27 protein-coding genes, 1 tRNA gene and 1 other RNA gene are annotated in these 24,313 nt (G+C 68.4%); 10 read left to right on the top strand and 19 right to left on the bottom strand.

The window, feature by feature from the left end:
• The first annotated feature begins 317 nt into the window (after positions 1-317).
• The 4 genes from rplM to B1991_RS11660 all read left to right on the top strand — a co-directional run bounded on the left by rplM (position 318) and on the right by B1991_RS11660 (position 3,379).
• Positions 318-746 (top strand): 50S ribosomal protein L13, encoded by a 429-nt coding sequence (gene rplM / locus B1991_RS11675; protein WP_136258848.1) that lies wholly within the window; start codon positions 318-320, stop codon positions 744-746.
• 10 nt (positions 747-756) lie between these two features.
• Complete coding sequence (gene rpsI, locus B1991_RS11670) at positions 757-1,149, top strand: 30S ribosomal protein S9 (protein WP_136258847.1); 393 nt, start codon at positions 757-759, stop codon at positions 1,147-1,149.
• Between the two features lie 12 nt (positions 1,150-1,161).
• Positions 1,162-1,236, top strand: a tRNA-Gln gene (locus B1991_RS11665).
• 220 nt (positions 1,237-1,456) lie between these two features.
• A complete protein-coding gene (locus B1991_RS11660) occupies positions 1,457-3,379 on the top strand; it encodes a chloride channel protein (protein WP_136258846.1) in 1,923 nt (640 codons plus the stop codon).
• A gap of 52 nt (positions 3,380-3,431) precedes the next feature.
• On the opposite strand, the gene rpiA is transcribed toward B1991_RS11660, so the two are convergent.
• From rpiA to B1991_RS11615, 9 genes are all read right to left on the bottom strand, one after another.
• Positions 3,432-4,073, bottom strand: coding sequence for a ribose-5-phosphate isomerase RpiA (gene rpiA / locus B1991_RS11655; protein ID WP_136258845.1), 642 nt, complete (start codon positions 4,071-4,073; stop codon positions 3,432-3,434).
• A 134-nt stretch (positions 4,074-4,207) separates the two neighbouring features.
• Positions 4,208-5,131, bottom strand: coding sequence for a hypothetical protein (locus B1991_RS11650; RefSeq protein ID WP_136258844.1), 924 nt, complete (start codon positions 5,129-5,131; stop codon positions 4,208-4,210).
• Between the two features lie 12 nt (positions 5,132-5,143).
• Positions 5,144-6,052 (bottom strand): Tle-like phospholipase domain-containing protein, encoded by a 909-nt coding sequence (locus B1991_RS18860; RefSeq protein WP_246031147.1) that lies wholly within the window; start codon positions 6,050-6,052, stop codon positions 5,144-5,146.
• 80 nt (positions 6,053-6,132) lie between these two features.
• The gene (locus tag B1991_RS11640; protein ID WP_136258842.1) at positions 6,133-6,663 is read right to left on the bottom strand and encodes a hypothetical protein; all 531 of its coding nucleotides are present in this window, start codon (positions 6,661-6,663) and stop codon (positions 6,133-6,135) included.
• A gap of 288 nt (positions 6,664-6,951) precedes the next feature.
• On the bottom strand, positions 6,952-7,404 hold the full coding sequence (locus tag B1991_RS11635) for an EVE domain-containing protein (protein ID WP_136258841.1): 453 nt from the start codon (positions 7,402-7,404) through the stop codon (positions 6,952-6,954).
• Entirely contained in the window at positions 7,401-8,033 is a 633-nt protein-coding gene (locus B1991_RS11630) for a 5-formyltetrahydrofolate cyclo-ligase (RefSeq protein WP_136258840.1), read from the bottom strand. The genes B1991_RS11635 and B1991_RS11630 overlap by 4 nt, the downstream gene beginning before the upstream one ends.
• Before the next feature lie 79 nt (positions 8,034-8,112).
• Positions 8,113-8,299, bottom strand: a non-coding RNA gene (gene ssrS / locus B1991_RS11625) — 6S RNA.
• A 65-nt stretch (positions 8,300-8,364) separates the two neighbouring features.
• A complete protein-coding gene (locus tag B1991_RS11620; protein ID WP_136258839.1) occupies positions 8,365-8,673 on the bottom strand; it encodes a cell division protein ZapA in 309 nt (102 codons plus the stop codon).
• An 8-nt stretch (positions 8,674-8,681) separates the two neighbouring features.
• The gene (locus B1991_RS11615; protein ID WP_136258838.1) at positions 8,682-8,915 is read right to left on the bottom strand and encodes a TIGR02449 family protein; all 234 of its coding nucleotides are present in this window, start codon (positions 8,913-8,915) and stop codon (positions 8,682-8,684) included.
• A 108-nt stretch (positions 8,916-9,023) separates the two neighbouring features.
• On the opposite strand from B1991_RS11615, the gene B1991_RS11610 reads away from it, so the two are divergent.
• Positions 9,024-9,584, top strand: a complete 561-nt coding sequence (locus B1991_RS11610) for a UPF0149 family protein (RefSeq protein WP_246031146.1) — start codon at positions 9,024-9,026, stop codon at positions 9,582-9,584.
• Positions 9,581-10,921 carry an aminopeptidase P N-terminal domain-containing protein gene (locus B1991_RS11605; RefSeq protein ID WP_281280542.1) on the top strand — a complete coding sequence of 447 codons (1,341 nt, stop codon included), beginning with the start codon at positions 9,581-9,583 and terminating at the stop codon, positions 10,919-10,921. The genes B1991_RS11610 and B1991_RS11605 overlap by 4 nt, the downstream gene beginning before the upstream one ends.
• A gap of 33 nt (positions 10,922-10,954) precedes the next feature.
• Here the strand turns inward: B1991_RS11605 and cydX are convergent, their stop codons facing one another.
• The 10 genes from cydX to rph all read right to left on the bottom strand — a co-directional run bounded on the left by cydX (position 10,955) and on the right by rph (position 20,945).
• Complete coding sequence (cydX, locus tag B1991_RS11600) at positions 10,955-11,089, bottom strand: cytochrome bd-I oxidase subunit CydX (protein WP_136258837.1); 135 nt, start codon at positions 11,087-11,089, stop codon at positions 10,955-10,957.
• A 15-nt stretch (positions 11,090-11,104) separates the two neighbouring features.
• A complete protein-coding gene (gene cydB, locus B1991_RS11595) occupies positions 11,105-12,235 on the bottom strand; it encodes a cytochrome d ubiquinol oxidase subunit II (RefSeq protein WP_136258836.1) in 1,131 nt (376 codons plus the stop codon).
• A gap of 10 nt (positions 12,236-12,245) precedes the next feature.
• Positions 12,246-13,817 carry a cytochrome ubiquinol oxidase subunit I gene (locus B1991_RS11590; protein WP_136258835.1) on the bottom strand — a complete coding sequence of 524 codons (1,572 nt, stop codon included), beginning with the start codon at positions 13,815-13,817 and terminating at the stop codon, positions 12,246-12,248.
• Positions 13,814-14,044 carry a cytochrome oxidase putative small subunit CydP gene (cydP, locus tag B1991_RS11585; protein WP_136258834.1) on the bottom strand — a complete coding sequence of 77 codons (231 nt, stop codon included), beginning with the start codon at positions 14,042-14,044 and terminating at the stop codon, positions 13,814-13,816. Before cydP ends, B1991_RS11590 begins: the two co-directional genes overlap by 4 nt.
• Before the next feature lie 195 nt (positions 14,045-14,239).
• Complete coding sequence (pepQ, locus tag B1991_RS11580) at positions 14,240-15,556, bottom strand: Xaa-Pro dipeptidase (RefSeq protein WP_136258833.1); 1,317 nt, start codon at positions 15,554-15,556, stop codon at positions 14,240-14,242.
• A gap of 112 nt (positions 15,557-15,668) precedes the next feature.
• Positions 15,669-16,028, bottom strand: coding sequence for a PilZ domain-containing protein (locus tag B1991_RS11575; protein ID WP_136258832.1), 360 nt, complete (start codon positions 16,026-16,028; stop codon positions 15,669-15,671).
• On the bottom strand, positions 16,025-18,358 hold the full coding sequence (locus B1991_RS11570) for a DUF1631 family protein (protein WP_136258831.1): 2,334 nt from the start codon (positions 18,356-18,358) through the stop codon (positions 16,025-16,027). Before B1991_RS11570 ends, B1991_RS11575 begins: the two co-directional genes overlap by 4 nt.
• A 73-nt stretch (positions 18,359-18,431) precedes the next feature.
• On the bottom strand, positions 18,432-19,598 hold the full coding sequence (gene hemW / locus B1991_RS11565) for a radical SAM family heme chaperone HemW (protein WP_136258830.1): 1,167 nt from the start codon (positions 19,596-19,598) through the stop codon (positions 18,432-18,434).
• A complete protein-coding gene (rdgB, locus tag B1991_RS11560; protein ID WP_136258860.1) occupies positions 19,595-20,194 on the bottom strand; it encodes an RdgB/HAM1 family non-canonical purine NTP pyrophosphatase in 600 nt (199 codons plus the stop codon). Before rdgB ends, hemW begins: the two co-directional genes overlap by 4 nt.
• 25 nt (positions 20,195-20,219) lie before the next feature.
• Positions 20,220-20,945: a ribonuclease PH gene (gene rph / locus B1991_RS11555; protein ID WP_136258829.1), complete on the bottom strand. Its 726-nt coding sequence runs from the start codon at positions 20,943-20,945 to the stop codon at positions 20,220-20,222.
• A gap of 77 nt (positions 20,946-21,022) precedes the next feature.
• On the opposite strand from rph, the gene B1991_RS11550 reads away from it, so the two are divergent.
• The 4 genes from B1991_RS11550 (at position 21,023) to mlaE (ending at position 24,287) form a co-directional block, all read left to right on the top strand.
• Positions 21,023-21,883, top strand: coding sequence for a YicC/YloC family endoribonuclease (locus tag B1991_RS11550; RefSeq protein WP_136258828.1), 861 nt, complete (start codon positions 21,023-21,025; stop codon positions 21,881-21,883).
• Between the two features lie 78 nt (positions 21,884-21,961).
• The gene (gene gmk, locus B1991_RS11545) at positions 21,962-22,585 is read left to right on the top strand and encodes a guanylate kinase (RefSeq protein WP_136258827.1); all 624 of its coding nucleotides are present in this window, start codon (positions 21,962-21,964) and stop codon (positions 22,583-22,585) included.
• Between the two features lie 92 nt (positions 22,586-22,677).
• The gene (locus tag B1991_RS11540; RefSeq protein ID WP_136258826.1) at positions 22,678-23,514 is read left to right on the top strand and encodes an ABC transporter ATP-binding protein; all 837 of its coding nucleotides are present in this window, start codon (positions 22,678-22,680) and stop codon (positions 23,512-23,514) included.
• Positions 23,511-24,287: a lipid asymmetry maintenance ABC transporter permease subunit MlaE gene (gene mlaE, locus B1991_RS11535; RefSeq protein ID WP_136258825.1), complete on the top strand. Its 777-nt coding sequence runs from the start codon at positions 23,511-23,513 to the stop codon at positions 24,285-24,287. Before B1991_RS11540 ends, mlaE begins: the two co-directional genes overlap by 4 nt.
• The last annotated feature ends 26 nt before the right edge of the window (positions 24,288-24,313 follow it).

Here is a 24,313-nt window from a genome sequence, read left to right as displayed (position 1 = left end):
CGACTCGGCGATGCCGGCGGCGGGCGAGGGGCGTGTGGCGGGCGGGGTGCCCGCGATCGCTTCCAGGGCGTGTTCACCAGCCATCAGCAGGCGATCGAGGCGGCTCAGGTGACGGATGCTCATGGTCTTCCAGGCGGCGGGCAGGGGCGGGACTTCTCAAGCCCGCCGGCGTTCATGCTATCATTGCCGACTCACAGCTCGCCGGCCGGTGGGCTTGCGCCCTGGATGACAGCTCCGCTATCATCTTGCGCCTTTGTTCCACCGAAGCATGCTTCCCATCATGGGTACCGCCTCCCGGCGGTCGACAGGTATTTGAAATGAAAACGTTCAGCGCCAATGCCGACAACGTCAAGCGCGACTGGTTCGTGGTCGATGCCACGGACAAGACGCTCGGTCGCCTGTCGACCGAGATCGCCCGTCGTCTGCGCGGCAAGCACAAGCCGGAATACACCCCGCATTGCGACACCGGCGATTATATCGTCGTGGTCAATGCCCAGAAGGTGCATGTCACCGGCGCCAAGCTGGACGACAAGATGTACCACCGCTTCACCGGCTACGTCGGCAACCTGAAGACCATGAGCCTGAAGGACCTGCTGGCGACCCACCCGGAGCGCGTGATCGAGATCGCCGTCAAGGGCATGCTGCCGAAGAACCCGCTGGGCCGCGAGATGTACCGCAAGCTCAAGGTGTACGGCGGCGCCGAACATCCGCATACCGCACAGCAGCCGCAGGCGCTGGAGATCTAAGGAAATGAGCATGACGACCCAGCAGAATTACGGCACTGGCCGCCGCAAGACCTCCGCCGCCCGCGTGTTCCTGCGCAAGGGCAGCGGCGCCATCGAAGTCAACGGCAAGTCGCTCGAGCAGTTCTTCGGCCGCGAGACCTCCTGCATGATCGTGCGCCAGCCGCTGGAACTGACCGAGAGCACCGGCAAGTTCGACATCAAGGTGACGGTCGCCGGTGGCGGCATCACCGGGCAGGCCGGCGCGATCCGCCTGGGCATTGCCCGCGCGCTGGTCGAGTACGACGAAAGCCTGAAGTCGCCGCTGCGCAAGGCCGGTTTCGTGACCCGCGATGCCCGCGAGGTCGAGCGCAAGAAGATCGGCCTGCACAAGGCCCGTCGTGCGACCCAGTTCTCCAAGCGCTAAACTGAGCTTTACAGCCCCGTCGCCAAGCGGTAAGGCACCTGACTCTGACTCAGGCATTCGGTGGTTCGAATCCATCCGGGGCTGCCAAATCCATCGAAAGGCCCGCCGCCAGGCGGGCTTTTTCGTGTGCGCGATTGGCTTGCCGCGTCGGTGGCGGATCGCGCGCCGGTCGGCGTATCGGACCTTTTCCGCGAAGCCACCTTGCGGGTGCAAATTCGCAGAAAATTACGTGATCTGGCGCGGCCTTACCCTTTTTTTCTGCACTGCAGCAGCGTAAAATTTCCGCTTTCCACGCGGTGAAACCTCGATGACGCCAGCTACTGACGATCCTGTCGGGCACGCCGACGTGCGCACGGTCGGCAGCACCGACGCACTGCCGATCGCCCCCGCCCTGGGACTGTCGCTGGATGCGGCGCGGATGCCGCGCAAGTCCACCCTGGTCACCCACCGCATCCTGCTGATCAGCGTGCTGGCGGTGATCCTGGGCGTGGCCTCGGCCTACGTGGCGCAGTTGTTGATGCTGCTGATCAACCTCATCACCGACTTGTGCTACTACGGCCGCATCTCCGACGTGATCGGGCCGGACGCGAGGCCGGGCTCGTTCGTGCTGTCGCCGGCCGGCACGTCCATCGGCGCCTGGGTGATCCTGATGCCGGCCATCGGCGGCCTGGCCGCCGGCATCATGGCGCGCTGGGGCTCGCGCGCGATCCAGGGCCACGGTATCCCCGAGGCGATGGAGCAGATCCTCACCAACGAATCGAACATCCCGGCGCGGATGACCTGGCTCAAGCCGGTATCCTCCGCCTTCGCCATCGGCACCGGCGGCCCGTTCGGCGCCGAAGGCCCGATCATCTCCACCGGTGGTGCGCTGGGTTCGCTGATCGGTCAGTTGCTGCGCGTCACCGCCAACGAACGCAAGGTGCTGCTGGCCGCCGGCGCGGCGGCGGGCATGGCGGCGGTGTTCGGCGCGCCGGTGGCCTCGCTGGTGCTGGCGGTGGAGCTCCTGCTGTTCGAGCTGCGCCCGCGTTCGCTGATCCCGGTGGCGCTGGCCACGGTGACCGCGGTGGGCGTGCGCTACGCCAGCTACGGCGCGGCGCCGGTATTCCCGATGCCCGACGTGCCCGAACCCGGCAGCCTGGCGCTGGCCGGTTTCGTGCTGATCGGCGGCGTGGTCGGCTACGCGTCGATCTGGGTGACCCGCGCGGTGTACGGCGTCGAGGACCTGTTCGAGAAACTGCCGATCCACTGGATGTGGTGGCCGTTGATCGGCGCGCTGGTGGCCGGCCTGGTGGGCTGGATCGACCCGCGCACGCTGGGCGTGGGTTACGACAACATCGACGCGCTGGTGCAGGGGCATTTCGGCCTCACCGTGCTGCTCGGTTTCGGCGCGCTGAAGTTCATCTCCTGGGTGATCTCGCTGGGCAGCGGCACCTCCGGCGGCACGCTGGCGCCGCTGTTCATGATCGGCGGTTCGCTCGGCGCGGCGCTGGCCATCGGCTTAAATTACGCGGCGCCGGGTTTCCACATCGACCTGCGCATCGCGGCGCTGGTGGGCATGGCGGCGATCTTCGCCGGTTCCTCGCGTGCGCTGCTCACCGCCGTGGTGTTCGCCTTCGAGACCACCCGCCAGCCGGCGGCGCTGCTGCCGCTGCTGGGCGGCTGCACGGCGGCCTACCTGATCTCGGCGCTGATCATGCGCAACACCATCATGACCGAGAAGATCGCCCGCCGCGGCGTGCGCGTGCCATCGGAATACGCCGCCGACTACCTGGAGCAGGTCAGCGTGGGCACGGCGTGCTCGCGCGAGGTGGCCACACTGCGCACCACGCAGGCGCTGGCCGAAGTACGCCGCTGGCTCAACGATGGCGAGCCGCATTCGCAGCACCAGGGCTTTCCGGTGGTCGATGAACGTGGTCGCGTGCAGGGCGTGCTGACCCGGCGCAGCCTGCTCGACCCGCAGTGGCATTACACGCTGACCCTGGGCGAGCTGATCACGCGTCCGCCGATCGCCGTCAACGAGAACCACTCGCTGCGCGAAGCGGCCGACCACATGGTGGCCGAGAGCGTGGGCCGGGTGGTGGTGGTGAGCAAGGACGACCCGCACAAGATGGTCGGCATCCTCACTCGAGGCGACATCCTGGCCGCGCACGGCAAGCGCCTGCGCGAGGCGCGCCATGCCGGGCGCCACATCAAGCTCGGCAAGTCACACAAGCCAAGCCCCGCCGCGTAGGGCGGGCACTGCCCGCCGCCAATAGCGGCGCGCAGTGGGGTGTCGCCCCGATCTACATCTCGCGGTCGCCGATCAGCACCACGTCGGCCGGGCGGCGTGCGAACAGGCCGACGGTGACGATGCCGGGCAACTGGTTCAGCTTTTCCTCCAGACCCACCGGGTCGGTGATCTGCCAGCCGTGCACGTCGATGATCCAGTTGCCGTTGTCGGTGACCACGCCGTCGCGCCACACCGGGTTGCCGCCCAGCTTGACGATCTCGCGGCCGATCAGGCTGCGAGCCATCGGGATCACCTCGATCGGCACCGGGAATCTGCCGAGCAGCTCGACCCGCTTGCTGGAGTCGATGATGCAGACGAATTTCTCGCTGGCCGCGGCGACGATCTTCTCGCGCGTGAGCGCCGCGCCGCCGCCCTTGATCAGCCGCTTGTGCCCGTCGCATTCGTCGGCGCCGTCGATGTAGATGGTCAGCGGTCCGGTCGCGTTGAGGTCGAGCACCGGAATGCCGAGCTTCTTCAATTGCGCGGTGGATTGCTCGGAGCTGGATACGGCGCCCTGGATGCGGTCCTTCAGATCGGCCAGCGCGTCGATGAAGTACGCCACGGTGGAGCCGGTGCCCACGCCGACGATGGCGCCATCCTCGACGTAGCGGATCGCGGCTTCGCCGGCCTGCTTCTTCTCGTTTGCGTTGCTCATGGCACCACCTGATCCGGAAAGGTCGCCATGATCGTCGATTTGTGCGCGTGCCGCCATTTCTGGCGCGGTCCGGGCAAGCCGATGGTCTCTCAAACGGCGTCCACGCATGCGCCACGGACCGTCCGACGTGGTCTCTAATGCACTGATGCGCCCTGCATCATTTCGTGCGGGTTCGTTTGCGCCGGCTGCGGTTGGAACGGTGCCGCCTGGCAAGCGCGCTGCTGATCGACGGCCTGCATCTGTTGCAGGGATTGCTGCATGGTCGGCGGCGGCTGGGTCAGGTCTGCCTGTGCCATCTCCCACGGGCGCGACGACGAGGCGAAGCTCATGGCTTTTCCGTCGATGTGGATGCGCTGCAGGTTGTCTGCCGTGATGCCGTGCGCATGGCAGGCAGCCGTAGCCTGCGCCAGCCTTGCCGCCGAGGTGCAGGACGGCATGGTGTCCGCCAGCGTGGCGTGAAGCGCGTGCTGCGGGTGAGCCGGGTCGCCGAGATGGCGCAAGACGTTGGCATTGTGCTGCGCCGGGGTGTCGTTGTGAGCTTCGGGGTTCAGCGCGCGCTCCGGATGCCGCAGGACGTCGTGGAGCCGGCCGGCCGCGTGTTCGGCCGCCTCGATGCCGCGCGTCACGATTTGCCGGGTGGTATCGACGGTGTGGCTGAGGTCTCCATACACATCGAGGACGTGGTCGGTGGCACGTGCGAGCGCAGACTCCTGGGTGTGCACCACCTGCGTGGCCGCCCGGGCGGTGAGCTGCGCGCCCGTCTCCACGGCGTGCCGCGCCGTCTCGAACTGACCGGCGACAAACTCGCTGCCGGCGCGGGCGGCGGTTCCGGCCAACTGGCTCGCTCCCGCGTAGCCGTCGGCCGTGGTGTGGGCGACGTGGCCGACGATTTCCGCGCCCATGGCCGCGCCCCCGACGGCCAGCGGCGCCACCGGCATGAATGCCGTCGCGTCGCGCGCGAGTTCATCGGCTTGCCGCTGCATGGTTTGCCCGGCGGCATGCAGGCGGTCCGCCACCTGCGCGGCGGCCTGTTGTGCCTGCGGGCCGCCGGCCAGCATGGCGTCGTGATACTAGGCCAATCCCTCCTCGATGCCGGCGACTGCACGGTTGTGTTCCACCGTCGCATGGATCGGCGCATCGACCAGGTGCGCGTGATATTCAGCCAGTTGGTCCTGCACGCGCGGTAGCAGGTTGGCCCAAGTGGCTTTCATCCCTGGTGCGAGCGCCGCGGCGAGCGCGGCGCGATCGGTGGCGACGTCGCCGCGGAAGCGATCGAAGGCTTCCCGGTGCGAGGCGTAACGTGCCTCGGCCTGGGCCAGGTCGCCGGCGCTCAGCGGGTCGGCGTGGTCCGGCGTGGGCAGGAAGTTGGCGTTGCCGTGGTCGCCCAGGCGCATCGCCAGCAGCGGATTGGGAGGCGGCGCTCCCGGCGCAGCGTCCAGGTAACGCCCGGCACGCAGGCTGGTGATGTCCTCTTCGGAGGCCAGCGTGATCGTGCGGCCATAATGCTGGCTGGCCGCGCTGACCACGTCGCCCGCCATCACGTAGTTGGTCATCGAGTCGCCACCCGCGGGGACGCCGTAACCCAGGTCCGCTGCGCCATAGGCGTTGAACGTCATCCCGCGCAGGCCGAACCGGAACGCTTCGATCTGGGCCAGCGCGCCGCCGAGGGAGTGGCCGGCAACGGTGACGTGATCACGCGAAATGCCCAAGGCCTGCGCCTTGTCCAGCACTTCCCCGGTAAACGCGCGTGCTGCGGCTTCCTGCGGGTTGACCTGGTCCTTCACCATGGTGAAATCGGTGGCGGCATCCTGGATCGTGGTGCGCGTGTGGTGCTTGATGTCCGGGTCGGTGCCGCGGTAGGCGATGATGATGTTGAACGGCTCAGCCGCCCCTATGTAGGCCGTGGCATGGAAGCCAGTCGCGGGGTCCGCCCTGTAGGCGAAAACTCTGTATTTCCGTCCACCGAAATGGACAAGCATGCCCTTGCCATCTACGTCGCTTTGAAGTCGATTCTTATACGAATCGCTGGCGGCGGCCGCTAACTCCTGAGCGGTCGGACTCATTGCACCGCTTCCCTGATCGCGACCGTGATTGGAAAGAACGCCTCGGTGTTTCGGATAACGGCTGGGTCGAGTATCGTTCCGTACCCTCCAATCTTGGAAGAGCGATCCAGAAACTCACTTTTCTTGAAGTACTCCGTTTCCGAGCCCTTTTGCAGTAGACCGTCCAGTGTGTCGCCAGAACCGAAGCTCATGCCGTGCACGACGAATACGCCCCCCACGCTGGTGGGATCCCAGTGGCACGTCCCCAAGCCGTAATAGTCCTCGTCCTGCAGGTAATCCCGGTAGAAATATCCCTTCCAGGTCTTCTCATCGACGCGGGTCATACCGATGTGCAGCCCAACCTCCCGCGGCATGATGTGCACCCCCAGGAACTTGTTTTCGGGCGTGCATGCGGGATTGACGACCTCGTAGGTCAGGTACCCCTTCACCGAATCCCACGGCCCCGGGGCTTCCGCGATGGCGATGATTTCGTAGCGCTGGACGGGGTGGGGATTCCTGTCGGGGTGGTCGGGGTCACCGTGGGACATGGGAGAACATCCTGTCGTCAGGGCCATGGCGAGGAACGAGGCGGCAACCAGCTGTCGGGGCGTCATCCGGCGAGTCTATGGGGCACGCGCGCGTGCCGGCAACGACGGTTGCACGCTTTTGGCGTTCCGTCGCGTCGCGCCGTCGTGTCGGAATCCGCCCACAGGTTTGTCGGTGCGCTCGAGGCATGGAACTGCCGCGGCCGAGTCGTTGGCCCTGCCGTACCAAAGGCGTGCGAAATCGCTTGGGAGGTTTGCTCCGCCGCGAGGGTCAGCGGCAATCGAAGGCCATCACTCCAGCGTGAGGATGTGCCGCCAGTGCGCCGCCTCCACCGGCATCACCGACAGCCGGTTGCCCTTGCGCAGCAGGGCCATGCCGTCCAGCGCGGGATCGCTCTTCAGCTCGTCCAGGCTGATCGTGCGCTTGAGCTTCTTCACGAACTTCACGTCGACCAGCATCCAGCGCGGATTGTCGCGCGAGCTGCCGGGGTCGAAGTACTTGCTTTTCGGGTCGAACTGGCTGGGGTCGGGGTAGGCGTCGGTGGCGACTTCCGCGATGCCGACGATGCCGGGCACGGCGCAGTTGGAGTGGTAGAAGAACACCTGGTCGCCGGGGCGCATGCCGTCGCGCATGAAGTTGCGCGCCTGGTAGTTGCGCACGCCGTCCCAGGCTTCGCGCTTCTTGCGCCTGAGATCGTCGATCGAGAAGGCGTCCGGTTCGGACTTCATCAGCCAGTGGTTCATGCGGCGTGCTCCGGCGTGTCGGGATGGTCGGGACCGGTGCGGCTGCAGTCGATCAGTTCGCGTTCGGTGGCGATGAAATCCAGCGGCACGTCCCAGTCCTGCTCGTCGACCTCGGGCAGTTCCTGGAACGCATAGGCGATGCCGACCAGCAGCGGTTCGGTGGGGCGCACCTGTTCGTTGAGGAAGGCGAAGCTGCGGTCGTAGTAGCCGCCGCCGTGACCGAGCCGGTTGCCGCGGCGGTCGAAGCCGAGCAGCGGCACCAGCACCAGGTCGAGCTGGAACGGTTCGAGCAGCTCGCCCGGCTGCGCCGGTTCGGGGATGCCGTAGCGGTTGGCCTCCACCGCGTCGCCCGGCGTCCAGGGGGCGAAGCGCAACTGTCGGCCCAGGCCGGTCACCGGCAACAGGAACTGCTGGCCGCGCGCGGCCAGCGGCGGGATCACCAGGTTCAGCGGCAGCTCGCCATGACTGGCCCAGTAGCCGGCCACACGATGGTCGGTGAAGTACTCGGGCAGTTGTTCCAGGCTGCGGCGCAGGCCCTGCGCGGCCGTGATGCGTTCGGTGGGGGGCAGTGCGCGGCGCTGTTCGGCCAGGCGTTGGCGAAGCTCGCGGCGTTGGGCGGGGGCGTCCACGTGTCGCTCGGCTCCGTCATGGGTGCGCCCTGTTCGTCATCCGGGCAATCCGGGTGACGAACAGGGCGGGAATCAAGTGGCGTAAACCGCAATGCCGCTGCCCACCAAACGACCTTGATCCACGATGGATCAGGTGGGAGGGCAACATGGCCTCGAGGCTTTCCGCACGCGGCGGACATGCACAACAGCCGATGTAGAGCCGACCCGGGGCCGTATTTAGGAACAAGGCAAATGTAAGAGTGTGCTGGCGAACACCGCAGAAAACGCCGAGGTCAATTCTAGGCGCTTGCCCGGAAATGTCCACCGTTCGGCGCGGCGCCGCGCACGCCGTTCAGGACTTGGCCGGGTCGCCTTCGAGCGCCGCGCTGAGCTTGTCGCGCAGGCTGGCCAGTCCGTCGCTGAGGCGCTGGTTCTGCCCCTCGTGCTGCTTGCGCAGGATGATGAACTCGTGCGCCACGCTGATCGCCGCGAGCACTGCCAGGCGTTCGAAACCCGGCGCCTTGGCGTGGGCGCGCAGCTCGCGCATCTTGCGGTCGAGGTAGCCGGCTGCTTCCAGCAGGCCTTCGCGTTCTTCCGGCGCGCAGGCGATCAGGAATTCGCGGTCGATGAGTCGCAGCGCGACCGGTTCAGTACTGGACATGGGTTCGGTCAACCGTTGCTCTCGAGCGATTTCAGCCGCTGGATCATCGCCTCGACGCGGCTGCGTGCCTGCTCGTTGCGTGCCAGCAGGCCGGCGCGTTCGCCGGAGAGTTGCTCCTGGCTCTGGCGCAGGCTGCGGTTCTCCTCGCTGAGCCGGCGCACGGTATCGAGCAGACGATCCATCTGCTGGCCCAGGGCGGCCAACTCTTGCTGGACAGGGTCAACATGGTCTGGCGTGCTCATGCCCGAAACTATAGCAGGACGCCGGCGGATTTCCGCCTCGTGGCGCACGCTGCCGGCAGCGTGCCGCGGCTGCATTAAACTGGGCTCATTTGCCGCAGGACAAGCGCCGTGACCGATACCGACGAGATGGACCACGATGAGCTGCAGGCACTGGTCGTGCGGCTGCGCCTGGGCACCAGCGCCAGCGAATTGCATGGCTCGCTGACCGGCTATCTGGCCGGCGGCGGCGCGGTGGGCGGCGATGCGCTGCTCGGCGTGCTGGAGCTGGATGGCGAGGCGACCGAACCCACCGTGGCGGATCGTGCCGAACTTGACGCGCTGGCGCGGCAGAGCCAGGCGGCGCTGGCCGACGCCGAGCTGGGCTTCGAGCCGCTGCTGCCGGCGGACGACCGTCCGCTGCACGAGCGCGCCGACGCCGTGGTGGAGTGGTGCCGCGGCTTTCTCGGCGGCTTCGGCCTGGCCGGCGCCGCCGTGCAGGCATCGCTGTCGGGTGAGGCGCAGGAGGTGCTGCGCGACCTCGGCACGATCGCCGGCTCCTCGTTCGATTTCGGCAACGAGAGCGAGGACGAAGACGCGCTGATCGAGGTGCACGAGTTCGTGCGCATGGCGGCGATGCTGCTGTTCGCCGAGTGCGGCGCGCGCGACGGTGGCGGGAACACCTTGCATTGAGTACGCCGGCGATCAACCTGGCGGGGCTGGCGATTGCGCCCGAGGAGTTTGCCCGCCGGCGTCGCCAACTGATGAAGATGGCCGGCCCCGACGCGGTGCTGCTGGTGGCCGCCGCGCCCGAGCGCATGCGCAACGCCGATGCGGCCTGGCCGTACCGGCAGAATTCGGATTTTCACTACCTCGCCGGCTTCCCCGAGCCCGATGCCGTGCTCGCGCTGCTGCCCGGCCGCGCGCATGGCGAGGCGGTGCTGTTCTGTCGCGAGCGCGACCCGGAGCACGAGCGCTGGCATGGCCCCAGCGTCGGTACCGAGCAGGCGGTGGCGGCCTGGGGCATGGACGATGCGTTCCCGATCGACGACATCGACGACATCCTGCCCGGCATGATCGAGGGCCGCGCGCGGGTGTACTGCCACTTCGGCCATGAGCCCGCGTTCGACGCGCAGCTGCTGGGCTGGATGCGCCGCCTGCGCCAGCTGCGCGGCGGCGGCGTGGTGCCGAAGGAGTTCGTCGCGCTGGGCCACCTGCTGCACGACCTGCGCCTGTTCAAGTCGCGCGCCGAACTGAAACTGATGCGCGCCTCGGCGGCGATCGCGGTGGAGGCGCAACTGGCCGCGCTACGGCTGGCGCGGCCGGGCCGACACGAGTACGAAGTGGAAGCCGAACTGCTGGGCACGATCCGCCGCCACGGCGCGGTGCCCGCCTTCGCGCCTACCGTGGCCGGCGGCGCCAACGCCTGCGTGATGCACTACCAGGGCAACCGCGCGCCGCTGCGCGATGGCGAGCTGCTGCTGATCGACGCCGGTGCGGAGCTTGATTGCTACGCTTCGGACATCAGCCGCACGTTTCCACCCAACGGTCGCTACAGCCGCGAACAGCGTGCGTTGTACGAGGTGGTGCTGGCCGCGCAGCTGGCGGCAATCGACCAGGTGCGGCCCGGCCTGCCGTTCGATGCCTCGCATGGAGCGGCGGTGCGGGTGCTGAGCGAAGGCCTGTGTGCGTTGGGCCTTCTCGACGGCGATGCCGACGCGGCGGTCGCCAGCGGCAGCTACCGACGTTTCTTCGCCGCCAAGACCGGCCACTGGCTGGGGCTGGACGTGCACGACGTGGGCGACTACCGCATCGACGGCGAATCGCGCCTGCTCGAACCGGGCATGGTGCTGACGGTGGAACCGGGCCTGTACGTGGCGCCGGACGACCGCTCGGTGGCCGAGCGCTGGCGGGGTATCGGCATCCGCATCGAGGACGACGTGGCGGTGACCCGCGAGGGTAACGAGGTGCTCTCCGCCGCGATGCCGAAAGAGGCCGAGGCGATCGAGGCGCTGCTGGCCGGGCGCTAGGGGCGTCCTGGCCCGTTCAGGGCATCCCCAGGTTCACGCGTCCGGCAGTTCGGCATCCTTGCGCCGGCGGTTCGCCTCGTCGGTGGCGTGCACCTCATACCACATCGCGTTGAGGATCGCGAAGGCGCAGGCCAGGCCCAGCCCGAGTATCCACGAGAAATACCACATCGCTCCGCCCTCCTTTCAATAACCGCCGTGCGCCTTGCGCACCTGCTCCAGCGTGACCCGTCCGCGCATCACCCGGTACACCCAGCCGGTGTAGAGGATCACCACCGGCAGCAGTACCAGGGTGACCACCAGCATCAGCTGCAGCGTGCCGCGGCTCGACGAGGCGTCCCACACGGTGAGGCTGGAGCGCGGATCGAGGCTGGACGGCAGCAGAAACGGAAACAGCGCGAAGCCGGCCGAGGCGATCGTGCCGCCGACCATCAGGCTGCTGGCGACGAAGCCGGCCACCCCGCGCCGGCCGGCCAGCACCTGCACGCCGACCGCCGCGGCCAGCGCCAGTGCCGGCGCGACCCAGAACCACGGGTATTGCAGGTAGCCGGCGAACCAGCTGCCGCCGAACGCGACCTGCTTGTACAGCGGATTGGAAACACCTGCGGTCGCCGCCGGGCCGGCGATCGCGTAGCCGGGAATGCCCCAGGCCAGCCATACGCCGGCCAGCACGTACAGCGCGGCGAAAGCCAGCGTGGTCCAGCGCGCGATCGCCACCGCGCGCTCGGCGATCGCGTGGTCGGCCTTCAGCGCGGCGAAGCACGCGCCGTGCGCCAGCAGCATGGCGAGCGAGACCAGCCCGCACAGCAGCGCGAACGGGTGCAGCAGGTCGAGCAGGCCGCCTTGCCAGCTCATGCGCAGGTCGTCGTCGAAGCGGAACGGCAGGCCGAGGAACAGGTTGCCGAACGCGACGCCGGCCAGCAGCATCACCGCCAGCCCGGAACCGGTCAGCACCCAGTCCCACAGCGAGGCCCAGCGCGGGTCGTGGACCTTGCCGCGGAAGTTGAAGCCGACCGGGCGCAGGATGAAGGCCAGCAGCACCAGCGCGATGGCGAAATACATGCCGGAAAACGACACCGCGTACAGCGTCGGCCACGCCGCGAAGGTGGCGCCGCCGGCGAGGATGAACCACACCTGGTTGCCTTCCCATGTCGGCTCGATGCCTTCCAGCAGCACCTGCCGCTCCTCGTTGTCGCGGCCGAGCACCTTCAGCAGGCCGGCGACGCCGAAGTCGAAGCCGTCCATGATCGCGAAGCCGATCAGCAGCGTGCCCAGCAGGGCCCACCAGATCACCCGCAGCGTGGCGTAGTCGAGCATGGCGGTCTCCTCAGGGCCGGTCGGAGGAAAGGGCGGCGGTCGCCGGCGGCCAGAGACCCAGCCCGTCCGGCCCCTTGCGCGCGAACTTCAGCATCAGCACCACGTCGACCACCGCCAGCGCGGTGTAGAACAGCAGGAAGCCGCCGAGTGAGGTGAGGACCTGGCCTGCACTCACCGTCGACACGCCCAGCGCGGTCGGCAGCACGCCCTCGATCGCCCACGGCTGGCGGCCGTACTCGGCCACGATCCAGCCCAGCTCGACGGCGATCCACGGCAGCGGCAGGCTCCACAGCGCCAGCCGCAGGTACCAGCGCTGGCTCTGCAGCGTGCGCTTGCTGGCCTTCCAGAACGAGAACGCGAACAGCGCGATGAAATAGAAACCGCAGGCGACCATGATGCGGAACGACCAGAACAGCACCGGCACGTTCGGGATGGTGCTGTCGGCGGCCTGCTGGATGTCCGCCGGCGTGGCCCGGCGCGGGTCGTCGACGTACTTCTTCAGCAGCAAGGCGTAGCCAAGGTCCTGGTCGTGCGCGGCCAGCGTGGCCTTGGCCTGGGCGTCGTCCTTGTCCTGGCGCAGCATCAGCATCGCGTCGTAGGCCTGGATGCCGTTGCCGATCCGCCCCTTCGCGTCATCCACCAGTTCGTTGATGCCCGGCATCGTCTGGTCGAGCGAACGGGTGCCGATCAGGCCCATCACCCACGGGATCTTCAGCGCGTAATGGGTGGTGCGCTGCTCCACGTCGGGCAGGCCGAACAGGGTGAACGGGGCCGGCGCCGGCTCGGTCTCCCACATCGCCTCGATCGAGGCCATCTTCATCTTCTGGTTCAGCGACACGCTGTAGCCGGACTCGTCGCCCAGCACCACCACCGACAGCGCCGCCGCCAGCCCGAAGCTGGCCGCCACCGTCATCGAGCGCTTGGCGAAATCCAGGTTGCGCCCGCGCAGCAGGTACCACGCGCTGATCGACAGCACGAACATCGCGCCCAGCACGTAGCCGGCGCTCACCGTGTGCACGAACTTGTCCTGCGCCACCGGGTTGAACAGCACCGCGGAGAACGAGGTCACCTCCATGCGCATCGTTTCGGGGTTGAATGCGGCGCCGACCGGGTTCTGCATCCACGCGTTCGCCACCAGGATCCACAGCGCCGACAGGCTGGTGCCCAGCGCCAGGAACCAGGTCACCAGCAGGTGCTTGATCCGCGAGATGCGCTCCCAGCCCATGAAGAACACGCCGACCAGGGTGGCTTCGAGGAAGAACGCCATCAGCCCCTCGATCGCCAGCGGCGCGCCGAAGATGTCGCCGACGTAGTGCGAGTAGTACGCCCAGTTCATGCCGAACTGGAACTCCATGGTCACCCCGGTGGCCACGCCCATCGCGAAATTGATGCCGAACAGCACGCCCCAGAACTGCACCATGCGCTTCCATACCTCGCGCCCGGTCATCACGTAGACGCTTTCCATGATGGCCAGGATCCACACCAGGCCCAGCGTCAGCGGCACGAACAGGAAGTGGTACAGCGCGGTCAGCGCGAACTGCAGGCGCGACAGCGTGACGACGTCGGTGTCGATCAGGATCATGGCTGGGCTTCCGGAGGCGCGGGGGCGGAAGGCGCCAGCCGCTGCGCGATCGCATCGGGACTGGCGTCGGGTTTCGGTTGCGGCGCGAGCACCACCCACCAGATCAGCGCGAGCGCCGCGATCTTCAGCACGACGATGCCGAACAACTCGAACGTCAGCCGCCGCAGCGGGCGCGGCGGCGTGTGCGGATCTTCAGGTGGAACGCTGGAAATCGCGGGACGGGACATGCGACGAATCCGTGCACTGCCTGCCGCGCAGCATACGCCGCACGGATGTTGTCGCGGTGTGGACGAATGTCGCAGCGGCGACTGCTCCGGTGCGTACGGTTCCCCGCAGCGAAAAGGCGCTCGCCCTCACTGCGGGGGCCGAAGGCCGTTTCGCCGCGGAAGGAGACAAATCAACCAGTGTGGGACTGGTTCGACTCAGGCCGAAGCGAACGCGTCGCGGGTGAGGTTTTCCGGGGCGCCGTCGGTGCACGCCACGTCGTCCTCGATGCGGATGCCGCCGTACTGCTTGAATGCCTCGACCTTGTTCCAGTCGATGTCCTTCGACACCGGCTTGCCGCGCAACTCGGCCAGCAGCATCTCGATGAAATACAGGCCGGGCTCGATCGTCACCACCATGCCCGGTTCCAGCGTGCGGGTCATGCGCAGGTACGGATGGCCGTCCGGGCGCGGCACGGTGTCGCCGCGGTCGTTCCTGGCGAAGCCGCCCACGTCGTGCACCTGCAGGCCGATCGAATGGCCCAGGCCGTGCGGGAAGAAGGCGCGGGTGACGCCGCTTTCGAGCGCCGATTCGGCCTCCATGCGAATGAAGCCGTGGTCCTTCAGCAGCGCGGCCAGTTGCCGGTGCGCGTGCAGGTGCAGCTCGGCGTAGGGGCGACCGCTGCGCACCATCGCGGCCTGGCTTTGCTGGTTCGCGTCCATCGCGTCGATCAGCGCCTGGAACTCGCCCGCGTCGGCGGCCGCATGGGTGCGCGTGATGTCGCTGGCGTAGCCCGAGGCGCTGGCGCCGGCGTCGATCAGCAGCGAGCGCGGGCGCGCGGGCGGCTGCCGGGTGAAATCCATGTAGTGCAGCACGGCGCCGTGCTCGTTCAGCGCCACGATGCTGGAGTAGGGCAGTTCGGCGTCGATCTGGCCGGCGGCCGCCAGGTAGGCCTGGTGGATGCCCAGCTCGCTGGCACCGGCACGGAACGCCTGCTCGGCCGCGCGATGCGCGCGCGTGCCGATGCGGCTGGCCGCGCGCATCAGTTCCAGTTCGTACGGTGTCTTGTACGCGCGGTGGTAGTGCAGGTAATCCAGCACCGCGGGCGGGTTGTTGAACTCGATGCCGGCGACGGCGGCGTTCGCTTCGCCGATGCTGGCGCAGCGACCTTGCGGCAGTTCGGCCACCGCTTCCTCAGCGCTGCGCACCACGACGATCTCGAAGCCGTCCACCCAGTAGCCGGCCGGCGCGTCCGGCACCACGTGCCAGTAGTCGCGTGGCTGCAGGAAGATCAGCTTCGGCTTGTGGCCCGGCGTGTACGCGATCCAGCTGCCGGGCGCGTTGGTCAACGGCAGCCAGTGCTTGAATGGCGGGCTGACCGCGTACGGGTAGTGGTTGTCGTCGAGAAACTTGACGCCGGGCATGCCGGCGGCGATCAGCAGGTGGTCAAAGCCGCCGCGGGCAAGCGCCTGCTCGGCGTGGTGTTGCACCGTGGCCAGATGCGCGGGGTAAAGCGTGGCGAGTCGATCATGCATGGAGAGCTCCCGGCAGACGCACGGGAAAGGCCCGGCGAATCAGCAAAGACGAATCGCCATGATGACGCCCGCCGGTCGGCAGTTCCAGTGGAGCTGATGCGGCCGACCGCGACTACGCCTGAGCCAGCCAGCTTTCCAGTCGCGCGGCGTCGATGTCGGTGATCGCGATGATCCGGTAGCCGGCCCAGATCTGCCCGGAGCTGGCGGCGTGCTCGTGCCACTGCTCCTGGATGCCCACCTCGATCGGCTGCGACTGCACCAGCGCGCGGCCGGTGGCGGGCAGGTCGATGCGCACCTGGTACAGCGCCTCGCTGCGTGGTGCGTGCGAGGTGATCAGCAGCATGCCGGTGCTGGACAGGTTGCCGAGGTGGCCGATCGGCTCGCCGCGGATCACGTCGGTGACGATCGCATTGCCGGGGGCACGCTTGCGCGGCGCGCGGCGCTGGTTGACGGGGACGTTGGGTGGATTCATCGGGGGCGAGCCTCCGCCGGTTTGCCGCCGCGCCCGCTTGCCGCCGCCTGGCGCAGGCTGCCGGTGAGGCCGCGCCACGCGCGATCGAGCAGGCTCTCCGGTTCGGCGGGCACTTCGCAGACGCGGCCGCGGGCGACTTCGTGGGCGAGCTGGGCCATGGTCATCTCCTCGCCGCGCTGGCCGCGCCGGCTGACCAGCAGGCAGCGCCCCGACATCGGCGAATACCAGGCCAGCTTGCGTCGCGCGATCTGCCCGCTGGCCGGGTCGACGAATTCGAACCAACTGCCGAACGGCAACTTGCGCAGATGCTGTTCGATGCGCAACTCGCGCGGATCGACCGCCGGAGGTTTGACCGCTGTCGGTTCTGCAGCTGCGGCTTTTGCCGGCGCCGGCTTGACGATCGGGCTGGCGACCGGCGGTTCATGACTGGCTTGCTGCTCGCCCAGGCGCTGGTGCTGCTTCAGGCGCAGCGCGAGATCCGTGGCGCTGGGCAGTTCGGTGGCCGGATCGGGCGTGCCGGCGCCGAGCAGGCGTTGCGCCACCTGCACCGATTCTTCCGCGTGCATGCCGATCTGCTGCAGCCCGCTTTCCACTTCCTGCTGCAGTTGCCGTGGGTCGGGCACCGGCAGACGGCCGAGCAACTGGTCGGTGATCGCCAGTTGCGCCTTGAACGCGGGGCTGTCCTCGCCATGGCGCAGCAGGGTCAGCGCCAGCACGTCGGACCAGGCGCGGTCGAGCAGGGCGCGCAGCAGGCCGCGTGGCGGCGACTGCGCGAAGCGGTCCGCCATCAGCTCGCCCGCGCGGTGGCGCGCCTGGTCCAGCCGCTCGCGACCCTGCGCCGCCTCGACGTGGCGCCGTTCGGCAGCCTGCGCCTTGCGCGTGAGCAACGCCAGGTGGTGTTCGATGTCCGCCAGCAGGGTGGTGTAGAGGCCGGCGCTGGGCGGCTCCTGGTTGGCGCGGCTGACCAGTTGTTCCAGCTTGCTGGCCAGCGGCCGGTTGCTCTCGTCGTCGCTGCCGTCCAGCCAGTCATTGGCGGCGGCGGCGACGGTGTCCAGCAGCCTGCGGGCGGGGTGGTCGCGCTGTTCGAAGAAGTCGTGGTCGGCCACCGCCACGCGCAACACCGGCAACTGCAGGTTGCCGAGCAGTCCGCGGGCGTTGCTGCCCTGCTGCAACTGCTGGCCGAGTTGCTCGAACAGCTCGGCGACCAGTTCCACCGTGTCGCCCTGTTCGCTGGTGAGCTGGGTGCGCGGCGCACCGGGCGGCTTGCCCAGGTTGAGCTGGGCCAGCAGTTCCTCGCGCAGGCGTGCGGCGCTGCGCAGTTCACGGCTGGCGTGGTCGGTCACCTTGGCCAGGTGCTGCTGCAGCGCGCCCAGCGCCGATTGCAGTTCCTCCTCGCTGGCGGCCGGCCCGGCGACCTCGCCGGTACCGGCATCCTGGCCGGACCGCCGCTGCGCCAGCAGGTCGCGCAGGGATTCCAGCACGTGGATCGAATCCTCGGGGGCGCCAGCGGCTTGCGGCTTGGCGGCTGCTTCCGCGGGGGCCACGGCGGCCTCGCTGGAGGCACCGACCTCGCCCGTTCCCTGGCGTTGGCGCTTGTTGACGTGACGCGGCGCCGGCACGCTGCGCAGTTGCGGCAGGATGCCGTCGGACTGCCAGCGCAGGTTGATGGTGGCGTACAGGGTGCCCAGCGCGGGCACCACGCTCCGGTCGAAGTGCTGCAGCAACAGCAACTGGTGCTTGAGTGGCAGCTCCAGGGCAGTGCTGGCCTGGTGGAATGCCTTGGCCAGCGCGTGCGGGCCCAGCGGCAGCGCGGCGCCCTCCAGCGGCGGCGCGCCGATCAGCACCGCCAGCCGATAGCCCAGTTCGTACAGCGCGCGACCGTGGCGCGCGTCGCCGCGTGCGCCGAGCTGGTCCAGCGCCATCGACATCTCCTGCACGCTGGGGTCGAGCAGCTCCAGGGTCTGCCACGGATTGGTGGCGACTTCTGCTTCCGCCTCGGTGGGCCGCCGTGCGCCGCGATCGAGCTCGTTGATCGCCTTGCCCATCTCCTCCATGAAGGACTGCACCAGGGCGTTCTGCCCCTGCAGCACCCGTTGCCGGCTGGCGAAGCACTCATGCTGTTCGTCGGAGCGGTGCGCGTGGTCGGCCAGCGCGAAAAGCTGCTTCTCGAATTCGGCGATGCAATGGCGCACGGGCTCGTACAGGCCCTCCACGCACAAGGTGTAGCCGGTTTCGATCAACTGCTGGGCACGCGCTGGCCACCGCCCCTGGTTGAATTGGGCCGTGCTGCGCGATGCCGACATGCGTCGCCGGTCTTCTCCGACGTCCATGCAAAACCTGTGATTTCCCCGGGTTGGCCAAGTCTATGCTGCTTGCGTGGCCTATGCCATCGCCTCGAACGCGTCAGCCCAGAAAGCTCGCAATAACGTCATTCAGGAAACGCTGGCCGGTGGCGCTGGTGCGCAGCAGCCGTGGATCGTCGAGCAACCAGCCGCGGGCGCGGGCCGTGGCCAGCGCCGGGGCGATGGTTTTCGGCGCCAGCCCGGTGCGGGCGGGGAAATCGGCCATCGGCACGCCGTCGATCAGGCGCAATGCGTTGAGCATGTACTCGAACGGCAGCTCGGCGGCGGCGACCACGTTGTGGCCGCCGAGCCGGCCGGCGCCGCCGGGTTCGGCCATGTAGGCACGCGGGCTGCGCGTCTTCCAGCGGCGATGGATACGGCCACTGATGGCATCGCTGAGCTTGCCGTGGGCGCCGGCGCCGATGCCGAGGTAGTCGCCGAACTGCCAGTAGTTGAGGTTGTGCACGCAGCGCCGGCCCGGCTGCGCGTAGGCGGAAATCTCGTACTGGCCGTAGCCGGCCTCGGCCAGGCGCGCCTCGCAGGCTTCCTGCATCGCCCAGGCGTGGTCGTCGTCGGGCAGCGGCGGCGGGTTGGCGGCGAACACCGTGTTCGGCTCCAGCGTGAGCTGGTAGTGCGAGATGTGGGTGGGCGCGAGCGCCACGGCGCTTTCCACGTCGGCCAGCGCACCGTCCAGTTCCTGCTTCGGCAGTGCGTACATCAGGTCGAGGTTGATGTTCGTGTAGCCGGCGTCCTGTGCCGATTTCACTGCCGTCTCGGCCTCGCTGGCCGAGTGGATGCGACCCAGCCGCCGCAGCTTGTCGTCGTCGAAGCTCTGCACGCCGAACGAGATGCGGTTGATGCCCGCGGCCAGATAGCCGTCGAAGCGGCCGTGCTCGACCGTGCCGGGATTGGTCTCCAGGGTGATCTCGGTGTCGTCGGCCAGCGGCAGCCGCTCGCGCACGCCGTCGAGCATGCGCGCGATCAGCTCCGGCGCGAACAGGCTGGGCGTGCCGCCGCCGAAGAACACGCTGATGACGGGCCGGCCTTCCAGCGCGGCGGCAAAATCCGCGCGGTCGGCATCGAGGTCGGCCAGCAGGTGGTCGATGTAGTCGGCATACGGCGGCGGCTCGCTGCGCAGGCCGTGCGAGTTGAAGTCGCAGTACGGGCACTTCTTCACGCACCACGGCATGTGCACGTACAGCGACAGCGGCGGGGCGATCAGGCTCATGCGCGGCGCTCGGCCAGCCTTGCGTGCAGTTGCGCCAGCGCCTGGCCGCGGTGGCTGATACGGTTCTTCAGCGCCGGCTCGAGTTCGGCGGCGCTGAGCGTCTGGCCGTGCGGCAGGAACAGCGGGTCGTAGCCGAAACCCTGCTCGCCGCGCGGCGCGTCGAGCACGCGGCCGTGCCAGCGGCCTTCGGCGATCAGCGGGGCGGGGTCGTCGGCGTGTTGCAGCAGCGCCAGCGCGCAGATGAAGAAGGCGTCACGCTGCGCCGCCGGCACGCCGTGCAGCGCGCGCAGCAACTTCGCGTTGTTCGCCGCGCTGTCGCCATGGCTGCCGGCATAGCGCGCCGAATACAGGCCGGGAGCGCCGCGCAGGTGCGCCACGCACAGGCCGGAGTCGTCGGCCAGTGCGGGCAGGCCGCTGGCGCGGGCGGCGTGGCGCGCCTTGAGCAGCGCGTTCTCGACGAAGCTCGCGCCGGTTTCCTCGGCGTCCGCGATGCCCAGACTCGATTGCGCAACCACCTCGAAGCCGCTGTCGGCGAGCAACGCGTTGAACTCCGCGAGCTTGCCGCGGTTGCTGCTGGCCAGTACCACCCGTTGCATCATCTGCCGATTCCCGATTCCCGGCTTATAGCGCCAGCGCCGCGCGCTGCGCCGCGACCAGTTCGCCGATACCCTGCTCGGCCAGCGCCAGCATCGTGTCCATCTCGCCGCGACGGAAGGCGTGGCCTTCGGCGGTGCCCTGCACCTCGATGAAGCCGCCGCCGTCGTTCATCACCACGTTCATGTCGGTGTCGCAGTCCGAATCCTCGGCGTAGTCGAGGTCGAGCACCGGCACGCCCTTGTAGATGCCCACCGAGACCGCGGCGACCGCGCCGACGATCGGGTTGCGCTTGAGGTTCTCGCGTTTCATCAGCAGGTTCACCGCGTCGACCAGGGCCACGTAGGCGCCGGTGATCGCCGCGGTGCGGGTGCCGCCGTCGGCCTGCAGCACGTCGCAGTCCAGCGTGATCACGCGCTCGCCCAGTGCCTGCCGGTTGACGCAGGCGCGCAGGCTGCGACCGATCAGCCGCTGGATTTCCATGGTGCGCCCGCCTTGGCCGCCGCGCGCCGCTTCGCGCTGGGTGCGGGTGTTGGTGGCGCGCGGCAGCATGCCGTATTCGGCGGTGACCCAGCCCTCGCCCTTGCCGCGCAGCCAGGCCGGCGCGCGGTCCTCGATGCTAGCGGTGCACAGCACGCGGGTGTCGCCGAAGCTGACCAGCACCGAGCCTTCGGCGTGGCGGGTGTAGTGGCGTTCGAGGGTGACGGTGCGCAGCTGGTCGCTGGCGCGGCCACTGGGGCGGCTGGGATTCATGACGAGTGGCCGGATTGGGCAAGGGGGACCGGAGAGTTTACCATTGCATCCTTTCCCCATCTGTCCGGAAGGCGCCGATGATCCGCAGCATGACGGCCTACGCCAGCGCCGAAACCACCGGCCCCGCGGGCACGCTCAGCTGCGAGCTGCGCACGGTCAACCATCGCTACCTGGAGTTGAGCCCGCGCTTGCCGGATGACTTGCGCGCGTTCGAATCGCAGCTGCGCGAGCGGGTGGCGGCGAAGTTGTCGCGCGGCAAGCTGGACCTCACCGTGCGTCGCGCGGGCGAGGGGCGCGGCGAGGCGTTGCAGGTGAACGGCGCGCTGCTCGCGCGGCTGTCCGAGCTGAACCTGGACATGGCCGCGCTGTTCCCCGGCCTGCAGGTGCAGTTCACCGAGCTGCTGCGCTTTCCCGGCGTGATGCAGCAGGCCGAGGTCGATCCCGAAGCGCAGCAAACCGCGCTGTTCGACGTACTCGACCGCGCGCTGGATGCACTCGCCGCCACCCGCGAACGCGAGGGTGAAAAGCTTGGCGCGATCCTGCACGAGCGGCTCGATGCGATCGAGCGCGTGGTCACCGAGGTGCGCGGCTGGATGCCCGAGATCCGCGCCGCGCTGCGCACCCGCCTGGAAACCCGCCTGGCCGACCTGAAGCAGCCGGTCGAGCCGGGTCGGCTGGAACAGGAGTTGGTGTTGCAGATCACCCGCACCGACGTCGACGAGGAACTCGATCGCCTCAGCACCCACATCGCCGAGACGCGCCGCGTGCTGGGCCTGGCCGAGCCGGTCGGGCGCCGGCTGGATTTCCTGATGCAGGAGTTCAACCGCGAAGCGAACACGCTGGGTTCCAAGTCGGTCGATGCGCGCAGCACCAACGCCGCGGTCGAGCTGAAGGTGCTGATCGAACAGATGCGCGAACAGGTGCAGAACATTGAATGAGCGCATCCGGCAAGCCCTGGCCCCTCACCCCAACCCTCTCCCCGGCGGGGAGAGGGGGCAAATGCGCTACGCGGCTGTATGAGTATTGAAGCAGGCACCCTGTTCGTGGTCGCCGCGCCCTCGGGCGCCGGCAAGTCCACCCTGGTCAACGCGCTGCTGGAGCGCGAGCCGGGGATCTCGCTGTCGATCTCGCACACCACGCGGCCGCCGCGGCCGGGCGAGACGTACGGGCGGCACTACTACTTCGTCGAGCGCGCCGAGTTCAAGCGGCAGATCGCCGAAGGCATCTTCCTGGAACATGCCGAGGTGCACGGCAACCTCTACGGCACCTCGCGCACCACGGTGCAGCAACTGCTGGGGCAGGGGCGCGACGTCCTGCTGGAGATCGACTGGCAGGGCGCGCAGCAGATCCGCGCGAGCAAACCCGACTGCGTCAGCGTGTTCATCCTGCCGCCGTCGCGGGCGGAACTCGAACGGCGCCTGCGCGGTCGTGGTTCGGACAGTGCCGAGGTGATCGAGCGCCGGTTGCACAATTCGCGCGGCGAGATCGCGCACGCGCACGAGTTCGATTTCATCCTGGTCAACGACGCCTTCGACGAAGCGTTGGCCGACCTGCAGGCGATCGTGCGCACTGTACGCCTGCGCAGCACCTTGCAATGGCAGCGGCACGAGGCCTTGATCGCCGAACTGCTTGCCCCGTAAGGACCGGTCTGCGAACCCACGCGAAGCCCGCGGGTGCGTGGCGTTGCCGGCGCGGTTCCATTACCTTGTTCTTTTCCGTGGTCGCCACCTTCATGACTCCATCCGCCCGCCCGCCATCCGATGACGCCGCCCTGGTGCGCATCCGCGGCCTGACCACGGTACTCAACGGCAAGACCATCTTCGACGCGCTGGATCTGGACATTCGGCGCGGGAAGATCACCTCGATCATGGGCCCCAGCGGCACCGGCAAGACCACCCTGCTCAAGCACATCACCGGGCAGATGCGCGCCGACGCCGGCAGCATCCATGTCGACGGGCACAATGTCGCCGAGCTGTCGCGCGAAGAGCTGTACAAGCTGCGCGAAGGCGTGGGCTACCTGTTCCAGAACTCCGCGTTGCTGACCGATTTCGACGTGTTCGAGAACGTGGCGTTCCCGCTGCGCCAGCACACCAAGCTGCCCGAGGTGCTGATCCGCAACCTGGTGCTGATGAAGCTGCAGGCGGTGGGCCTGCGCGGCGCGGCGCGGCTGATGCCGAACGAGCTGTCCGGCGGCATGGCGCGGCGGGTGGCGCTGGCGCGGGCGATCGTGTTCGACCCGCAGTTGATCCTGTACGACGAGCCATTCGTGGGGCTCGACCCGGTGGCGCTGAACCAGGTGCTGAAGCTGATCCAGACGCTGAACCAGACCTTGGGCATCACCAGCGTGCTGGTCTCGCACGAACTGCCCGCGGTGCAGCGCATCGCCCATCACGTGGCGCTGCTTTCCAACGGCAAGGTGGTGGCGCAGGGCGATCCGGCGACGATCGCCGACGACGGCTCGCCGTGGACACGGCAGTTCTTCGGCGGCGAGGCGGACGGCCCGATCCCGTTCCGCTATCCGGCCGGCGATTACGCCACCGAACTGGGCTTTGCCGGAGCGGCGAAATGAACGCACGTGCCCCGCAGTCCCGCAACGTGGTGACCCAGTCGCTGGCGCAGATCGGCGCTTGCGGCCTGTTCCTGCTGACGCTGCTGGCGGCGGTGCCGCGCAGCTTCCGCTACCTGCGCGAAACCACGCGCCAGCTGTGGTTCGTCGGCGCCATGAGCCTGACCATCATCATGGTCTGCGGCCTGTTCGTGGGCATGGTGCTGATGCTGCAGCTGTACCACGTGCTGTCGATCTTCGGCGGCACCTCGGCCAGCGGCATGGTGGTGGCGCTGTCGGTGTACCGCGAGCTGGGCCCGGTGGTCACCGCGCTGCTGTTCGCCGGTCGCGCCGGCACCGCGGTCACCGCCGAGATCGGCCTGATGCGCGCCACCGACCAGATCTCGGCGATGGAGATGATGGCGGTGGACCCGGTCGCTTACGTGGCCACGCCGCGTTTCCTGGCCGGGCTGATCGCGATGCCGCTGCTGTGCTGCGTGTTCTGCGCCATGGCCATCTTCGGCGGCCACCTGGTCGGCGTGACCTGGCTGGGCATCGACAACGGCACGTTCTGGTCGAACATGACCGCCCAGGTCGACGTGCACACCGACATCGTCAACGGCGTGCTGCTGAAGAGCCTGGCGTTCGGCGCGGTGGTGTCGCTGATCGCGGTGTTCCAGGGCTTCACCACGCCGCCGACCAGCGAGGGCGTGGCCTACGCCACCACCCGCACCGTGGTCGCCTCGTCGATCGCCATCCTCGCGCTGGACTTCGTCCTTACCGCGTTCCTGATGTGACTGCCATGACTTGTCGTTTTCCGAGG

The sequence above is a fragment of the Rhodanobacter lindaniclasticus genome (assembly GCF_004799035.1).
Taxonomy (GTDB): domain Bacteria; phylum Pseudomonadota; class Gammaproteobacteria; order Xanthomonadales; family Rhodanobacteraceae; genus Rhodanobacter; species Rhodanobacter lindaniclasticus.
This window is presented reverse-complemented; position numbering and strand designations above follow the sequence as displayed.

Excerpts from the sequence above, each read along its gene's own strand:
- rplM (WP_136258848.1), top strand. The coding sequence starts at position 318 with ATGAAAACGTTCAGCGCCAATGCCGACAACGTCAAGCGCGACTGGTTC.
- rpsI (WP_136258847.1), top strand. The coding sequence starts at position 757 with ATGACGACCCAGCAGAATTACGGCACTGGCCGCCGCAAGACCTCCGCC.
- B1991_RS11660 (WP_136258846.1), top strand. The coding sequence starts at position 1,457 with ATGACGCCAGCTACTGACGATCCTGTCGGGCACGCCGACGTGCGCACG.
- rpiA (WP_136258845.1), bottom strand. The coding sequence starts at position 4,073 with ATGAGCAACGCAAACGAGAAGAAGCAGGCCGGCGAAGCCGCGATCCGC.
- B1991_RS11650 (WP_136258844.1), bottom strand. The coding sequence starts at position 5,131 with ATGCTGGCCGGCGGCCCGCAGGCACAACAGGCCGCCGCGCAGGTGGCG.
- B1991_RS18860 (WP_246031147.1), bottom strand. The coding sequence starts at position 6,052 with ATGCTTGTCCATTTCGGTGGACGGAAATACAGAGTTTTCGCCTACAGG.
- B1991_RS11640 (WP_136258842.1), bottom strand. The coding sequence starts at position 6,663 with ATGTCCCACGGTGACCCCGACCACCCCGACAGGAATCCCCACCCCGTC.
- B1991_RS11635 (WP_136258841.1), bottom strand. The coding sequence starts at position 7,404 with ATGAACCACTGGCTGATGAAGTCCGAACCGGACGCCTTCTCGATCGAC.
- B1991_RS11620 (WP_136258839.1), bottom strand. The coding sequence starts at position 8,673 with ATGTCCAGTACTGAACCGGTCGCGCTGCGACTCATCGACCGCGAATTC.
- B1991_RS11615 (WP_136258838.1), bottom strand. The coding sequence starts at position 8,915 with ATGAGCACGCCAGACCATGTTGACCCTGTCCAGCAAGAGTTGGCCGCC.
- cydX (WP_136258837.1), bottom strand. The coding sequence starts at position 11,089 with ATGTGGTATTTCTCGTGGATACTCGGGCTGGGCCTGGCCTGCGCCTTC.
- cydB (WP_136258836.1), bottom strand. The coding sequence starts at position 12,235 with ATGCTCGACTACGCCACGCTGCGGGTGATCTGGTGGGCCCTGCTGGGC.
- B1991_RS11590 (WP_136258835.1), bottom strand. The coding sequence starts at position 13,817 with ATGATCCTGATCGACACCGACGTCGTCACGCTGTCGCGCCTGCAGTTC.
- cydP (WP_136258834.1), bottom strand. The coding sequence starts at position 14,044 with ATGTCCCGTCCCGCGATTTCCAGCGTTCCACCTGAAGATCCGCACACG.
- pepQ (WP_136258833.1), bottom strand. The coding sequence starts at position 15,556 with ATGCATGATCGACTCGCCACGCTTTACCCCGCGCATCTGGCCACGGTG.
- B1991_RS11575 (WP_136258832.1), bottom strand. The coding sequence starts at position 16,028 with ATGAATCCACCCAACGTCCCCGTCAACCAGCGCCGCGCGCCGCGCAAG.
- B1991_RS11570 (WP_136258831.1), bottom strand. The coding sequence starts at position 18,358 with ATGGACGTCGGAGAAGACCGGCGACGCATGTCGGCATCGCGCAGCACG.
- hemW (WP_136258830.1), bottom strand. The coding sequence starts at position 19,598 with ATGAGCCTGATCGCCCCGCCGCTGTCGCTGTACGTGCACATGCCGTGG.
- rdgB (WP_136258860.1), bottom strand. The coding sequence starts at position 20,194 with ATGCAACGGGTGGTACTGGCCAGCAGCAACCGCGGCAAGCTCGCGGAG.
- rph (WP_136258829.1), bottom strand. The coding sequence starts at position 20,945 with ATGAATCCCAGCCGCCCCAGTGGCCGCGCCAGCGACCAGCTGCGCACC.
- B1991_RS11550 (WP_136258828.1), top strand. The coding sequence starts at position 21,023 with ATGATCCGCAGCATGACGGCCTACGCCAGCGCCGAAACCACCGGCCCC.
- gmk (WP_136258827.1), top strand. The coding sequence starts at position 21,962 with ATGAGTATTGAAGCAGGCACCCTGTTCGTGGTCGCCGCGCCCTCGGGC.
- B1991_RS11540 (WP_136258826.1), top strand. The coding sequence starts at position 22,678 with ATGACTCCATCCGCCCGCCCGCCATCCGATGACGCCGCCCTGGTGCGC.
- mlaE (WP_136258825.1), top strand. The coding sequence starts at position 23,511 with ATGAACGCACGTGCCCCGCAGTCCCGCAACGTGGTGACCCAGTCGCTG.